This window comes from Candidatus Didemnitutus sp., from assembly GCA_019634575.1.
Taxonomy (GTDB): Bacteria; Verrucomicrobiota; Verrucomicrobiia; order Opitutales; family Opitutaceae; genus Didemnitutus.
In genome coordinates, this window is the sequence record JAHCAY010000003.1 from 227,764 (window position 1) to 241,886 (window position 14,123).

9 protein-coding genes and 1 tRNA gene are annotated in these 14,123 nt (G+C 64.5%); 6 read left to right on the plus strand and 4 right to left on the minus strand.

The genetic code is table 11. The annotated features are described in order from the left end of the window. Window positions 1–28 precede the first annotated feature (28 nt). The 5 genes from mfd to KF715_19515 all read left to right on the plus strand — a co-directional run bounded on the left by mfd (window position 29) and on the right by KF715_19515 (window position 7,661). A complete protein-coding gene (gene mfd, locus KF715_19495) occupies window positions 29–3,388 on the plus strand; it encodes a transcription-repair coupling factor (GenBank protein ID MBX3738887.1) in 3,360 nt (1,119 codons plus the stop codon). Continuing rightward, the gene (locus KF715_19500) at window positions 3,385–4,419 is read left to right on the plus strand and encodes a peptidylprolyl isomerase (protein MBX3738888.1); all 1,035 of its coding nucleotides are present in this window, start codon (window positions 3,385–3,387) and stop codon (window positions 4,417–4,419) included. The genes mfd and KF715_19500 overlap by 4 nt, the downstream gene beginning before the upstream one ends. 43 nt (window positions 4,420–4,462) lie before the next feature. Then, entirely contained in the window at window positions 4,463–5,179 is a 717-nt protein-coding gene (gene radC / locus KF715_19505) for a DNA repair protein RadC (GenBank protein ID MBX3738889.1), read from the plus strand. 72 nt (window positions 5,180–5,251) lie between these two features. After that, a tRNA-Tyr gene (locus KF715_19510) sits at window positions 5,252–5,339 on the plus strand. Between the two features lie 264 nt (window positions 5,340–5,603). Beyond that, on the plus strand, window positions 5,604–7,661 hold the full coding sequence (locus tag KF715_19515) for a recombinase family protein (protein ID MBX3738890.1): 2,058 nt from the start codon (window positions 5,604–5,606) through the stop codon (window positions 7,659–7,661). 4 nt (window positions 7,662–7,665) lie between these two features. Here the strand turns inward: KF715_19515 and KF715_19520 are convergent, their stop codons facing one another. Together KF715_19520 and KF715_19525 are read right to left on the minus strand one after the other, a co-directional pair. Continuing rightward, window positions 7,666–8,028, minus strand: a complete 363-nt coding sequence (locus tag KF715_19520) for a winged helix-turn-helix transcriptional regulator (protein MBX3738891.1) — start codon at window positions 8,026–8,028, stop codon at window positions 7,666–7,668. Between the two features lie 120 nt (window positions 8,029–8,148). Further along, a complete protein-coding gene (locus KF715_19525) occupies window positions 8,149–8,370 on the minus strand; it encodes a hypothetical protein (protein ID MBX3738892.1) in 222 nt (73 codons plus the stop codon). A 324-nt stretch (window positions 8,371–8,694) separates the two neighbouring features. On the opposite strand from KF715_19525, the gene KF715_19530 reads away from it, so the two are divergent. Continuing rightward, entirely contained in the window at window positions 8,695–8,985 is a 291-nt protein-coding gene (locus KF715_19530) for a hypothetical protein (protein ID MBX3738893.1), read from the plus strand. A 5-nt stretch (window positions 8,986–8,990) separates the two neighbouring features. Here KF715_19530 and KF715_19535 read toward each other — a convergent pair whose 3' ends face one another. Both KF715_19535 and KF715_19540 read right to left on the minus strand, forming a co-directional pair. Continuing rightward, a complete protein-coding gene (locus KF715_19535) occupies window positions 8,991–13,706 on the minus strand; it encodes a DEAD/DEAH box helicase family protein (protein MBX3738894.1) in 4,716 nt (1,571 codons plus the stop codon). 149 nt (window positions 13,707–13,855) lie between these two features. After that, a complete protein-coding gene (locus tag KF715_19540; GenBank protein MBX3738895.1) occupies window positions 13,856–14,122 on the minus strand; it encodes a hypothetical protein in 267 nt (88 codons plus the stop codon). Window position 14,123: the final 1 nt, after the last annotated feature.

Genomic DNA, 14,123 nt, shown 5'->3' on the forward strand with positions numbered 1-14,123 from the left:
GTGGCGTGCTGCACCGTAGAACCTCCTCATGTCCGAAGCCGCCACCGCTCCGCGCACGAAGATCACCGGCGTCTGTCCGCCGGCGCGTGCGTTCGCGCTCACGCGGCTCGTGTCCGAGGCTCCGGCCCCGACGTGGCTCGTGGTCGTCGAGGAAGCGCGCGAACTCGAGGCCTTCGCCGAAGACCTGACGCTGTTTCACCGCGCCTCCGGCAACCGCGCCGCGCTCGACGTGCTCGTGTTTCCCGAATCGCAGGCGGACAGCCGCGACATGCGCGAGGCCTTCCACGCCGCCAGCGATCGCCTCGCCGTGCTCAGCAAGCTGCGCGGACGCCGGCACGCGACGTCCGCGCCGGACACGGTGCTCGTGCTCGCCACGCCCGGCTCGCTGGTGCAGGCGGTGCCGCCGCCGGAGGATTTTTCGGAACGCGAAATCACGCTGCGCAAAGGCGAGGAGCGACCGTTCCAGAGTCTGCTCGAGCTGCTGAAACAATTCGACTACGACAGCGAAGCGGTCTGCGAGGCGCCCGGCCAATACGCTGTGCGCGGCGGCATCGTGGACGTCTACCCGATCACCGCGCATCAGCCTTACCGGCTCGATTTCTTCGGCGACACGCTCGAGGACATCCGCACCCTTGATCCGGTCTCGCAGCGGTCCGGCGAGAGCGTGGCGAACATCACGCTCACGGCTACGCCGCAAATCCACGCCGCGCACGCGCGGGCGTCGCTCCTCGACTATGTTGGCGCCGCCGCACACGCGATCCTCGTGGAGCCGAAGGCACTGGAGGAAGCGTTCGACCTCCTCGACAATTCCCCGGCCGAGGCGCGTGTCCTCGGACGGCTTGCAGCGCGCGCGGCGCGGCTGTTCGGCGTGGGCGATCTCGACCTCGCCAGCGCCTTGTTCGACGGCGTGGGCGACGAGCAGACCTGGGACACCGAATCGCTCGCGCATCACCGCTCGTTTCCCGAGGACCACCAGCTCGCGCACGAACGCCTCGAAGCGGAGGACGTGGCGCGCCGGCGATTTCTCGAGCAGATCCTCGCTTGGAAACAGGAAGGCTACGCGGTCGATTTCTTCGTCTCGAAGGAAGGCGAGGAACAACGCACGCGCGAGCTGCTCAACGAGGACGCCGAGCTGAAGAAACTGAAACCGCGCTTCTTGCGCGGCGCGGTGAACGAAGGCTTCCGGGTCACGGCCCGCAACGCCGCGGCGAAAGGCTACATCGCCGTCACAGAGACCGAAATTTTCGGCCGCAAGCGCCAGCGCCGCACCGCCGGCAAACGCGCGCTCGTCACGCCCTCGGCCGTCGATCAGCTGCTCGATTTTACCGACCTCGTCGAAGGCGACTTCGTCGTCCATCTCCAGCACGGCGTCGCCGTCTACCGCGGGCTGACGAAGCTCGAGACGGCCGACGGCATTCGCGAGGTCATCTCGCTCGAGTTCGACGACAAGGTGACGCTCCACGTGCCGCTGCAGGAGTCGCACCTGATCAGCCGCTACGTCGGCCTGGCGAAGGTGAAGCCGCAGCTCGGCCGCGTCGGCTCGGGTCGTTGGGAAAAAGTCCGCGCCGCCGCCGAGCGCGCCACGCTCGATCTCGCGGCCGAGTTGCTGCAAATCCAGGCACGGCGCGAGGCGCAGCCCGGACACGCCTTCGCCGCCGACGCGACCTGGCAAAAGGAATTCGAAGCCGCGTTCCCGTTCACCGAAACACCCGATCAGGCCAAGGCCATCGTCGAGACGAAGGCCGACATGGAGAAGACGCGCCCGATGGACCGCCTCGTGTGCGGCGACGTGGGCTTCGGCAAAACCGAAGTGGCGATCCGCGCGGCATTCAAGGCCGTGATGGGCGGCAAGCAGGTCGCCGTGCTCGTGCCGACGACCGTGCTGGCGCAGCAACACCTGAACACGTTCCGCGAGCGCATGGCCGGTTATCCGGTGGCCGTGGAGATGGTGTCGCGCTTCCGCTCGCGGAAGGAGCAAAACCAGATCCTCGCCGCGCTCACGCTCGGCAAGATCGACATCCTGATCGGCACCCATCGCCTCGTGCAGAGCGACGTGCAATTCAAGGACCTCGGCCTCGTCATCATCGACGAGGAGCAGCGCTTCGGCGTGAAGCACAAGGAAGTCTTCAAACGCTGGCGCGCGCACGTCGACATGCTCTCGATGAGCGCCACGCCGATCCCGCGCACGCTTTACCTCGCGCTCACCGGCGCGCGCGACCTCAGCACGATCGAGACGGCGCCGGTCAACCGCCTGCCGATTCAGACGATCGTGAAGAGCTACGACGAGAAAGTCGTCGTCGAAGCCATCCAGCACGAGACGCGGCGCGGCGGGCAGGTTTTCTACCTGCACAATCGCGTGATGAGCATCGACCTCGTCGCCGCGCGCCTGCGCGAGCTGTTGCCGAAGCTCCGCATCGGCGTTGGCCACGGCAAGATGGACGAAGACGATCTCGAGCACGTGATGACCGACTTCGTCGCGGGCAACTACGACGTGCTCGTCTGCACCACGATCATCGAAAGCGGCCTCGATATCCCGAACTGCAACACGATCATCATCGAGGGCGCGGACCGCTTCGGCCTGTCGCAACTTTACCAGCTCCGCGGCCGCGTCGGGCGCTTCAAGCATCAGGCCTACGCCTACCTGCTGCTCCACCGCCACGCTCGCGTGATGGATCTGGCGCGCCAGCGTCTCAGCGCCATCCGCCAACACAACCAGCTCGGCGCCGGCTTCCGCATCGCGATGCGCGACCTCGAACTGCGCGGCGCGGGCAACCTGCTCGGCGCGGAGCAAAGCGGCCACATCGTTGGCGTCGGCTTCGAGCTGTATTGCCAGCTGCTCAAGCAGAGCGTCGCGCGCCTGAAGGGCGAAAAACACGCCGCCGCCGTGCGCGCCAGCGTGAAGCTCGATTTCGTCTTCGTCGGCGAGGGCGCCGACAGCACGACGACCAAGCGCCACGAGGCCACGGACAGTTTCTCGGCCCTCAAGCAAGCCGAGCGCGAAGCCGGCGAGTTTGCCAAGATCCAGGCGCGCCTGCCGGCCAGCTACATCGGCGAGACGCGCCTGCGAATCGATTTCTATCGGCGGCTAGCCATGGCCGAGAAAGTCGACGCCGTGCGCGCGCTCGAGGCCGAGCTGCGCGACCGCTTCGGCAAGTTCGGCAATGAGGTCCGCGCCCTCCTCTTGGTCACCGAAATCCGTGTCCGGGCGGAACAAAAGGGTCTGCTGTCCGTCGAAACGGATTCCGGACGCCTTAAGTGTCTGCGCCACAGTGGCCGGCGCGACGACTTCATCCAGCTCCACAATCGCTTTCCCCGCTTGACCGCCCCCACCCCCCTCGCAAGGTTGAAAGAACTCATCGTCTTTCTGACCAATCTTCCGAACCCATGACGTTCCGTAGCCTCCGTGTCGCCTCCGCCCTGTTCGCCTTGGGCGCGACAGCCGCCCTCCCGAATCTCGCCCGCGCGCAGGCCGCCCCGGTTCCGGAAAACGCCGAACAAGCCGTCGCCGATAAGCTGAATCTCCAGTTCGCCAACGGCATCGCCGCCGTCGTTGAGGAAAAGGTCATCACCGTCGACGACATCCGCCGCGAAATCGCACCGCTCCTCCCGCAGGTCCAGCGCGAAAGCCGCAACGAACGCGAGTTCAACGAGAAGATCACCGCCCTGCAGGACTCCATTGTCCAGGACCTCATCGATCGCGTGCTGATCGTGAAGGAATTCTACAAGGACGAGAAGCGCAAGGTCCCCGCCAGCTTCGTCGACAATCAGGTCGCCGAAATCATCGCCACGCAGTTCGAAGGCGACCGCTCCAAGTTCCTCGCCTACCTCCGCGGCCGCGGCATCTCGCAGAAGGACTACCGCAAGGAAGTCGAAGAAGACATGATCTACGGCTACATGCGCCAGCAGCAGCGCAAGTCCGCCACCCAGGTCAGCCCGACCAAGATCCAGACCTTCTACGACGAGAACAAAGAGCGCTTTTATCAGGAGGACCAAGTCCACCTGCGCCTCATCCAGTTCAACCGCGCCGAGGGCGACACCGACGAGGCGCTCCGCGCCAAGGCCCAGCCCGTCCTCGACCAGTTGAAGGCCGGCGCCAGCTTCATCGACCTCGCCCGCCTCTACTCGCAGGACCCGCGCCGCACCAAGGGCGGCGATTGGGGCTGGCAGCGCAAATCCGACCTCCGCAAGGAATTCGCCGACGTCGTCTTCACCCTCGATAAGGGCCAGACGAGCAACCTCGTCGTGATGCCCGAAGGCGCGTTCCTCCTCTTCGTCGAAGAGCGCAAATTCGCCGGCATCCAGCCGCTCGACGAGGTCCGCGACCAGATCGAGCGCATGCTCGTCCAGCAATACGCCCGTCAGGCGCAGGAACGCTGGCTCGAGAAGCTCCGCCGCAACGGCTACGTAAAGCACTACTGAGTGCGCCGAGCTCGCGGGCCAGCGGGCGAAGCGCCCCGGCCCGATGAGCGACCCCTACCCGCCCCTCCGCGTCAAGGACCTCGCGGTCTCTGATCGCCCACAGGAGCGCCTCCAAAAACTCGGCGCGACCGCGCTCAGCGACACCGAGCTGCTCGCCATGCTGATCCGCAGCGGCGGCAAGGGTAACAACGTCCTCACCATCGCGCAGCAGCTCGTCACCTCCGCCGGCTCGCTCCGCGCCCTCGTGCAGTGGACCGACGCCGACTTCCGCCGCGTCAAAGGCATCGGACGCGTGAAGGCGCTGCAACTGGTCGCACTGATGGAAGTCGCCCGCCGCGTCCTCGCCGACAAAGGCGAGACCGACCCGCTCCTCAACCGCCCCGAGCTCGTCCACGAACACCTGTTGCCCGTTTTCGGCAGCCTGCAGATCGAGAAATTCTGGGTGCTCTGCCTGAATCGGAAAAACCGCCTGATCAAACAGGTCGAGATCACCTCCGGCACCGCGACCAGTTCGCTCGCGCACCCGCGCGAGGTTTTCCGCGAGGCCATCCGCCACGGCGCCACCGCTGTCATCTGCGCGCACAACCACCCCAGCGGCGACCCGGCCCCGAGCGCGGCCGACACCCAGATTACGCGCCAACTCCGAGACGCCGCGCGCGCGGTCGACATCGAATTGGTCGACCATGTCATCCTCGGCCGCGCCGCCACCGACCCACGCGGCGTGGGTTTCTACAGCTTCCGGCAGGCCGGCGTCATCTGAGACGGGATTCCGAAAAAAACCTCTTGGCAAACGCGCGCCGCTCCACCTACTTTGACCCCTCGTTCATTTGATGGTGGAGTATCCAAGTGGCCAAAGGGCGTTGACTGTAAATCAATTCGGCTCCTGCCGTTCGCTGGTTCGACTCCAGCCTCCACCACCAACTTTCCTTCCGTTCAGCACGGAAATTGAGCTGCCTCGAACACCTTGAGGCAGCTCATTGCTTTTCAGTGGGATAGGAATTTCTCGCAGCCTCGCTGAACAGGAAATGGTTCGCACCCAAGTAGGGTTATAAGTGCGATTTTTTTCTAACGGTGTTCAGCACCCTGCGGCGGCCCGCCGCCGTTCTTGCTGTTGAAATCCATGTCGGCGCGCGGAAGGTGCGAAGAGCAGTTCAACTCCACAAAGGCGTGTTCTGCACTTCCTGATGACGCAAATCTCCTCCCGCCCATCCTCTCAGGCTACCACGGTGTCCGTCGCGATCTATACGCGCGTTTCTACGACCGAACAGGTGGGAGGTCGTTTCGACTCCTGCGAAGCTCAGGCCGCCGTGTGTCGCGACTACCTCGCAAAGAAAGCCGCGGAGGGATGGCACGAAGTGGCGTGCTATCGCGACGCGGCATACTCGGGAGCCACCATGAACCGGCCCGGCATGCGAGCCCTGCAGCAGCAAATCGCGCAGGGCGATGTGCAGGTGGTGCTGATCTACAAACTGGAGCGCGTGCTTCGCTCCACCGACGAATGGGGACCGTTTCGCAACTTCCTGAGCAAACATGGCTGTCGCTTGGTGAGCACGACAGAAGATCTGACGGACGACACCCCCTCGGGGCGGCTGAAGAACAATTTGCTCGTGAGCGTGGCGGAATACGAGCGGCTGAATGCAGCGGAAAAAATCCGGAACAAGCTCCGCGAACAAGCGAAGCGCGGATACTGGAATGGCGGGCAGGTGCCGCTGGGCTATCGCTACAATCCGGAGACGAAAGGACTGTCGGTCGATCCCACTGAAGCGAAAATCGTCCGGCGAATCTTCCAGGAGATGGCAAAGCTGAGGCCGCCCACCCAGATCGCCAACGAACTCAACGCCGAAGGTGTGCGCACCCGGGTGCGGATGTTCCGGCGAAGGGACGGCACGCTTGAGCGGGTCGGAGAAAAGGAATTTCGGTGCGATGTAATCCAACGCATCGTCCAGCGCGTCGTGTATGCTGGCAAGGTGGCGAGCGGCGGCGTGGAATACGCCGGGCAACACGAAGCGATCGTTGACGAGGAACTGTGGGAACGCGCCAATGCCGCCTTGGGCATGAAGCCAATCATGCGTCGGCCGCGCCGGCGAAACGCACCACGGCGGGAGAAGCACTTTCACCTGTTGAAGGGTTTGCTGGTTTGCGGCGCCTGCGGACACGCCATGACGCCTGCCCCCAGTGGTAAGCTGGACAAAACTGGCAAGCCCTACCGGTTCTACGTTTGCGGCAAGGCGCGGCGCGAATGGGGCGGCGGCGGCTGTCCCGTGCGCACAGTTTCCGCGGAGACGCTTGAACAGGCGGTCATCGGCTTCATCGGCGAGTGCAGCCAACGACCGGACGTCGTCAGTCGGCTGATCGGCTCGCAGACGGAACACGCCAGCGGTCGCCGGTCGAAACTACGCGGGGAAATAGCCGCGATCGACGAACGGATGGCCGAGGTCGATCGACGCATCCAACACTGCATGGAAGTGGTCAGCAACCAGGGCGTCGCGGCATTGAACGAAGAATTGCGGGAGCACGCCGAAGCGATGAGGGGAGAGAAACGAAACCTGCTCTTGTCCCGGGAAATCGCGCGCAAGGAACTGGCTTTGCACGACCCACTGATGGCCGACGCCGAGCGCGTGTCGGCGGCACTGAGTCGTTTCAGGGACCTGATGAAACAGCTGCAGCCCGAGGAGCAAAGGGAACTGGCCGGACTTTTCTTCGACCGTATCACCCTGCAGCCCTCCAAGAGGCCCGATGAGCGCAGCCGGGGGCGGCGCTTCCTCGACGTTCACCTTCGGTTGAAGCTGACAAATCTTGTGGACGGGATGGAGGCGCGCGTCGTCGCTCAGAATCAAGAGAACGTACCCCAGCAAATCGAGGTCGCGATCACCATCGGCTTCTCGTGTTCGCGGGCACGCCGGCCGATCGAACTTACTGGGCCCTGCTCGCAGACGATCGGGCCAAAGGAGGACTTCGAAGCCGGTCCGCCCGGTGCGCACCCCATCCACCGTGCGCTCGCCTGGCGAAAGATGATGGACCGCGACCCCAACCTCACCCAACGGGTGCTGGCCGAGCGCTCGGGTGTCTCGGTCGGCACCATTTGCCAGCACCTCCTGTTACTCACGCTGGCGCCCGCCATTCAAATGAGGTTGCGTTCGCTGACCCTCGCCGCGGACGTCGCCCGCTACAGTCTGCGCAAACTTGAATGGCTGAGCCGACTGCCGATCGCCGACCAGACGACGCAATTTCAGCGGTGGTGACAGCTCAACTCGATCCGTAGTCCTGGCGCAGGCGATACCGCGCGCCTTTCGTCCTCCCCTGCGCGACAACAAGCCCGACCTCGGTCAGCCGGCCCAGGCGACGCGTGACGGTCCGCGCCGGGATATCCAAGATCCGGGCCAACTCGCCGGGCGCACATGCACCGAATTGCTCGAGGTATTTTAGGATCGCCTGTTCGTGCGCGTCACTGACGAGTTCCCACGGGCGAGCCGCCGGCAAGTCGGTGGCCGGGGGCGCTGGCGGTGCAGACTGCCTTTGTCGGACGATCGCGATCTGCAAGAGCTCCACTACCCGATCAAGCCCCTGCTCCTGCTCCGCTCGCGTGGAACCGTTGGGACAAGCTTTCATTGCCACCGCGCAAGATGATACCACCGGGGCGATTGACCAGCGGTAATGGGGCGGACTTTTCCCGCGTGTGCGGTTTTCAGGCGGATTGCACCGTTCCGGGCCGGTGCCGCGCCTCCTGCGCTAACGCTTGCTCTTCAAACGGCGCTTGGGCTTCGCGCGGTGTGTCACTTTCGCGCTCGATTTGGTGAGCGTCCAAGCGCTCTTCCCCGTCTTTCGCACCGTGATCACGCCGCCCAATCGATGGCCGGCGACGCGGATCGCGGTGGCGAGTCGAAGATTGGCCACGCGGGCGAATTTCTTTTTTCCACGGAGAATTTGGTCGGCAAGTTCCTTGTTCGTCATGGTGCGTCTTGTGATGTACGGGTTTGTACACGCATGCAATGCGCAATCCTGATCCGATGAGGGGGGTCGTTGTAGCGGGAAACAGCCTGATCCGTCGACCGCAGGTACCAAATACTGCTCCGCCCGCTGCTCTCAGGGTGGCACACCGGTCAAGGCGTCGCTGCGCGAGCCTTCCCCGCGCGGGCCTTCCCCCTCGCACGGAGCACAGCTCCGCGCTCGGCGGCCGGCGCGGTGACTCGGTGCGCTCCCAGAAAGCAGCGCACGGAGCGCGACGCGATACCCGGGCAACAACGCCCGACCGCGCCGCCAAAGGCGCCATTCGCGATGAGAACGAACCAAAGCCACGGAAACAGAGCCACACCGATTGGGAAAAACCTTGCCGGGAACGAAGCCACCGACGAGTACGCGGGCATGGATGACGCTGACTTGAACACCGCACTCACGGACCTGGTGGACGCCATCCGCGGAATCACGCTCGGCAGCATCGAGGAGGCGGTGATCGCCGCGGCCGGAGCGGAGCTGATCCGCAATTGGAATGACCACGACCCCCGCACGCCCATCGATGAAGCCAAGGAATTGGCGAACTGGGAGCGGCTGACCGGAATGCCGCTCTGAAGAGGTTAGGCCGAGAGCCGCGTGCGCGTCTCCGGGCGTGCCGCGGCTGTCGTTCGCCGACGGGGGGAAACGGCGGCCGATTCCCGACCTGTTTCCGCAGCCGACTCCTCGCGGGAGCCATCGGCCGACAGTTGGGATCCGGCTTGGTTCTTGGTGATGTCCAAGGCCTCCACGAGTTCGGACTGCCGGCGCAGCAACTCACGATACCTTTCCTCATGATCGAAAACGGCGCCCACCAACGCGGCCAATTCGGCCCTTCGCCGGCTCGCGTCGAGCAGCGCATTTCTGGCGTTGGCCAATTGCTCGTCAATGGACCGGGCCGTGTGCTCCAACGAGGCGATCGTGCCTGCGGGGGAGGCCGTGACATTCGCGTGGTGCTCGGTTGCACCGCGAAGCGTCAACCGATCGGGAACGGTCGAACGGAATTCCAGACGAAAGCCCGCGAATTGACCGATTTCGATGGCGCCCAACTGGCCGCGGCGGTGCGCGTCTTTGAATTCCGCGAGGAGATAGACGAGCGCGTTGCCGGCCTCGGTGCGGTCGCTGAAAGTGCGCTTCTCGAGACGGATCGTGAACAGCTCGCCTTTCGTTTCGGAGCGGATGGCGCTGTCTTTCTCCAAGGCCGCGATCCGCTCGACGAGCCGGACTTCATCCTCCTCGGTATGGCGCAAACGGCTGCGAGTGGCGAATTGCGCTTCCGCGTGCTCCGCCCGAAGGCGCGAGAGACGCATCACCTCCGCATCGACCTTGGCTTTCTCGATCACCAGCGGATTGCCGGAGGCGATGGCTTTCACCTCCGCATAGGTGAGCGCGGGAGCATCGAGGTCCTCGATGCGCCGCGCCGCTGAATGTCCGGTCATCACCTGCGCGATGAACCGGGCCTTGATTTCCAAGGTCTGCCACATGTAAGCGTCGAAGCTGCCTTCGGTGACATAACGAAAGATCCGCACGGTCGCATTGGTGTTGCCCTGACGGAGAATCCGGCCCTCGCGTTGCTCGATGTCGGCCGGGCGCCATGGGGCGTCCAAGTGATGCAGGGCCACGAGCTTGGTTTGCGCGTTGGTTCCGGCTCCCATCTTCTGGGTCGAGCCCATCAGGATGCGAACATTGCCGGAGCGGACATCCTTGAACAACGCCAGCTTCGCCGCATCGGAATCGTGGTCATGGATGAAAGCGATCTCGTCGGTCGGAACGCCACGGGCGACGAGTTTGTCGCGAAGATCAACATAGGCCGAGAACTCGCCGCCAAACACCTTCGGAGTGGAAAGGTCGCAGAATACCATCTGGGTGAGGCGCTCGGAACGGGTCTCCGCCCACAGAGAATGGATTTGGCGGACCGCCTGGTTCAGCTTGCTCGACGCATGGTCGGCGGATGATGGTCGCATGAGACGCAGGTCGAGAGCCGCCTTCCGCCCCTCACCCGTGATCTTGAGCATGTTGTCGACCGAAGGGTCGACGCGGTCGGTCTTGAGTTTCTCGGCGCGTTTCGCGAGGTGAGCGACGAAGGATTTGAGTTCGGGTGAACAGGGGGCGCTGACGATCCGGGGCTTCCCGCCTTCAAGTTTCGGGACCGGCAGGTTGAGCATCTCGGCGGTCTGGATGTCCGCGACTTCGCGGAAGAGCTGCATGAGTTCCGGGACGTTGACGAAACGGGCGAAACGCGTGTGGAGGCGATATCCGGCGCCATCGGGGGCCAACTCCATCGCGGTCACCGGTTCGCCGAAGGTGCCAGCCCATCCGTCGAAATGATGCAGGTGACGCAGCCGCAGAGCGGCGGGCTGGAGATAGCGCTGCATCGTGAACATCTCGGCCATGGTGTTCGTGACCGGAGTACCGGTAGCGAAGACCACTCCACCGCCGCCGTTGAGACGCTGCACGTGCTGCACTTTGAGGAACATGTCGAATGCCCGCTCGGAGGCGGTCTGGGGAAGACCAGCCACCCGCGTCATTTTGGTGACGTAAAACAGGTTCTTGAACGCTTGGGCTTCGTCCACGAAGAGCCGATCGACGCCGAGTTCCTCGAAGGTGATGGTGTCATCTTTCCGGTGTTCGGCGGAGAGCGTCTTAATGCGAGCTTCCAGGCGCTTCTTGGCCCGCTCGAGTTCCTTCACGATTCTCGTGCCACCGGAGCCAGCACGCGCTTTCTGGGCGGCGATGCAGTCCTCGAGTTCCGCCAATTGTTGATCCAAGAAATCCGCGTGGGCTCGCGCCGAGAGCGGCAGGCGCTCGAAGCCGGCATGGGTGACGACCACGGCATCCCAATTGTTGGTGGCAATGCGGCTCATCAGTTCGCGCCGGCGGTCGCTCGAGAAGTCGTCCTTGCCGGCGGCGAGAATGTTCGCGCCGGGATATAAGTGCAGCAGTTCGGTGGAGAACTGCCCGAGCATGTGATTGGGCACGACGATCAGGGGTTTGCGGGCGAGCCCCAGACGCTTCAGCTCCATCGCCGCGGCGGCCATGGTGTAAGTCTTGCCCGCGCCCACGACGTGCGCGAGGAGCACGTTGGGAGACTGGAGGATTCGCCACACGGCCGCCTTTTGGTGACGTCGAAGCGCGATCGCCGGATTGGCACCGGGCAACTGCAGGTGATCACCGTTGAATGTCCGCAGGCGCGTGCAATTGTAGGTCGCGTTGTAGAGGGCGACCAGTCGCTCGCGGCGAGCGTCGTCGGACCAGATCCAGTCGGCGAAACGGTCGCGGATCTTCTGCTGCTTGTCGCGCGCCGCTTCGGTCGCCGTGGGATTCACGACCGGCTGGTCGTCGACGTAGTCGTAGACGGTGGGAGTACGGAGATTGAGCGCGTGCTCGAGAAGCTCGTGCGCGGTGACGCGCTCCGTGCCCCACTCGCTCCGATTGGCGACACCGGTCTTTGCGTAGTAACTCACCTCGATGGACCAGAGTCCAAGCTCCGCAACGTGGTGCACGCGCACGTCATTGGAACCGTGGGCGCGAAGCAATTCCTGGCCGAAGGCGGTGACGTCGTCGGTGGGAATCCAAGCGGAGCCGAGGCGGGCGTCGATTTCCGTGGCCTTGAGTTCGGCGGGCTGAACGGAGCGAAGCGCCTCCACGTTCGACGCGAAGCGGGTGTCGTGCCCCGCCGCCTCGACCGCAGCGGCGAGCTTTTGCCGGACGTCACCGGAGAGATACTCGTCCTCCGCTTCCCACCGACGGGTGGTGGGATTCAAGAACAGGGCGCCGTTCAGTTCGGGCAGGAATTCCTCCGCGGGACGACGGAGCAGGCGAGCGATATGATCGAGATCGACCCGACCCTTTTCATTCAGCGTGACGACCAATGCCTCCCGGGCATCGGAGGCGCTTTCAACCGGCCGACGGCGCTGCACCGTGCGCTCGCGAAACAGCGCGGTCTTCGTCGCAATGTTCGTGTGCTCGTCGTAGTTTTCCAGGGAAAGGAGAAGCGGCAGGTCGGGATCGCCGGCCAAGGCCCGCAAATTGGCCGTGCGGGAGACCGGTCCGAATTGACCGACAAAATCGTCATACTCCCGGTTCAGTCGCTGGCGCGTGGATGCAATCTCCGCCTCGGGTCGATCCTCCACCTGGGCCTGCAGGCAGTCCCGCGCGGCGTCGCGCACGCGAATCAGGCGACGCATGCGTCTGGCCAAGGAAGGAGAAAGACTCGTGAGCAGCCGCAATTCGTTCCCGTCACGGACCGCAAGCGTCCCGCCGGCTTCGCCGGTCAGGACGTAGGCATTGGGTTTGACGCCCGCCGGCACCGGCAATGTGACTCGCACCGTGGCGATCTCGACCGCGGTGAGCGGCCGGTAGCAATCTGCGGGGAGGTTCGAGAGCGCCGTCGCCAACGCGGTGGAAAGCTCGCGGTCGTCGGGTGCAAGCCGAACCTCCTCCCGACCGTGCAGGCCGTGCGCGACGATTTCCAGGCGACCCAGCATCATCCCGAGGTGCGCGTGGTAGTACTCGTTGAGGAAGACGCCTTGCTCCGCGGGAAACTCCGGCGCGGGGCGGCTCTCCCGCCAGCGGGGTCCCGCGATCGCTTCGCCCGGAAGGCGCTTGCGGAGAAAAACCATGTCGGTGGTGACGTGCGTGTTCGCGTTCCGGACGAAGGTGGTGTGCGGGAGGCGAATGGCACCAAGCAGGTCGCACGATTTGGCGAGCGTCTCCCGCATGGTCGGTTGCTGTTTATCCAGCGTCCCGCGCGAAGTCACGAAAGCGATGAGCCCTCCGGGGCGCACTCGCTCGACCGTTGCGACGAAGAAGTAATCGTGGATCGCGAATCGACGGGGGTTCAGTCTGGGGTCGAACGGCGCATAGTCGCCGAATGGGACATTGGAAATGGCCAGATCGTAGCCGTTCGCGGGCAGCACCGATTCCTCGAACGGTTGCGACCGGATGTCGGCGCCCGGATAGAGGTGACCTGCCAGGCGCGCGGTGAGCGGATCGATCTCGATGCCGGTGAGAAAGGACCCGACCCGCAGGTCGTCGGGCATCAGGCCGAAGAAGTGCCCCACCCCGCACGCCGGTTCCAGAATCCTGCCGCCCCGGAATCCCATTCTTTGCACCGCGGTCCACATGGCTCGGATGACCGGTTCCGGAGTGTAGTGCGCATTGAGAACCGTGGCGCGGGCCGCCTGATATTCCTCCGGACGAAGGAGTTCGCGGAGGGTCGACTGTTCGGCGGCCCATTTTGGGGTCTCCTCCGGCGTAGAAAACACGTGCGGGAGCCCACCCCATCCCACGTAGCGCACGAGAACGCGTTGCTCGTCGGGAGCTACGGTGCGTTGCTCGCGCTCGAGGAGTTGGAGGAGGCGAATCGCGGCGACATTGTCCGAGAATTTCTCGCGCAGGCCGCCCTCGCCCAGGTGGTCGGCCGCGGTGATCCGGTACCCGACGCGATTCAGTCCCTCGGCGGAGCTTCCTCCGCGGGGAGGAGGATGTATTTCTCGCGGATCAGTTCCCACGCTTGGTCGTGGGCCTGCTGCGGGGTCATGTTCCGGCGCGTGAATTCCCGGGTCAACCGCGTCATCTCGCGGAAGGTCTGCCGCTCCGCCTCGCGGAGAGCGGCTGTCAGGCGCCCCTCCGCCTCGAGTTCCGCCACCATCCGAGGCCGGAACTGCCGCCAATGCTTCTCGGCCATCAGGCCGTAGGTCGTGAGATCGCTCATG

Excerpts from the sequence above, each read along its gene's own strand:
- KF715_19530 (MBX3738893.1), top strand. The coding sequence starts at position 8,695 with ATGAGAACGAACCAAAGCCACGGAAACAGAGCCACACCGATTGGGAAA.
- radC (MBX3738889.1), top strand. The coding sequence starts at position 4,463 with ATGAGCGACCCCTACCCGCCCCTCCGCGTCAAGGACCTCGCGGTCTCT.
- KF715_19515 (MBX3738890.1), top strand. The coding sequence starts at position 5,604 with ATGACGCAAATCTCCTCCCGCCCATCCTCTCAGGCTACCACGGTGTCC.
- KF715_19500 (MBX3738888.1), top strand. The coding sequence starts at position 3,385 with ATGACGTTCCGTAGCCTCCGTGTCGCCTCCGCCCTGTTCGCCTTGGGC.
- KF715_19520 (MBX3738891.1), bottom strand. The coding sequence starts at position 8,028 with ATGAAAGCTTGTCCCAACGGTTCCACGCGAGCGGAGCAGGAGCAGGGG.
- KF715_19525 (MBX3738892.1), bottom strand. The coding sequence starts at position 8,370 with ATGACGAACAAGGAACTTGCCGACCAAATTCTCCGTGGAAAAAAGAAA.
- mfd (MBX3738887.1), top strand. The coding sequence starts at position 29 with ATGTCCGAAGCCGCCACCGCTCCGCGCACGAAGATCACCGGCGTCTGT.
- KF715_19540 (MBX3738895.1), bottom strand. The coding sequence starts at position 14,122 with ATGAGCGATCTCACGACCTACGGCCTGATGGCCGAGAAGCATTGGCGG.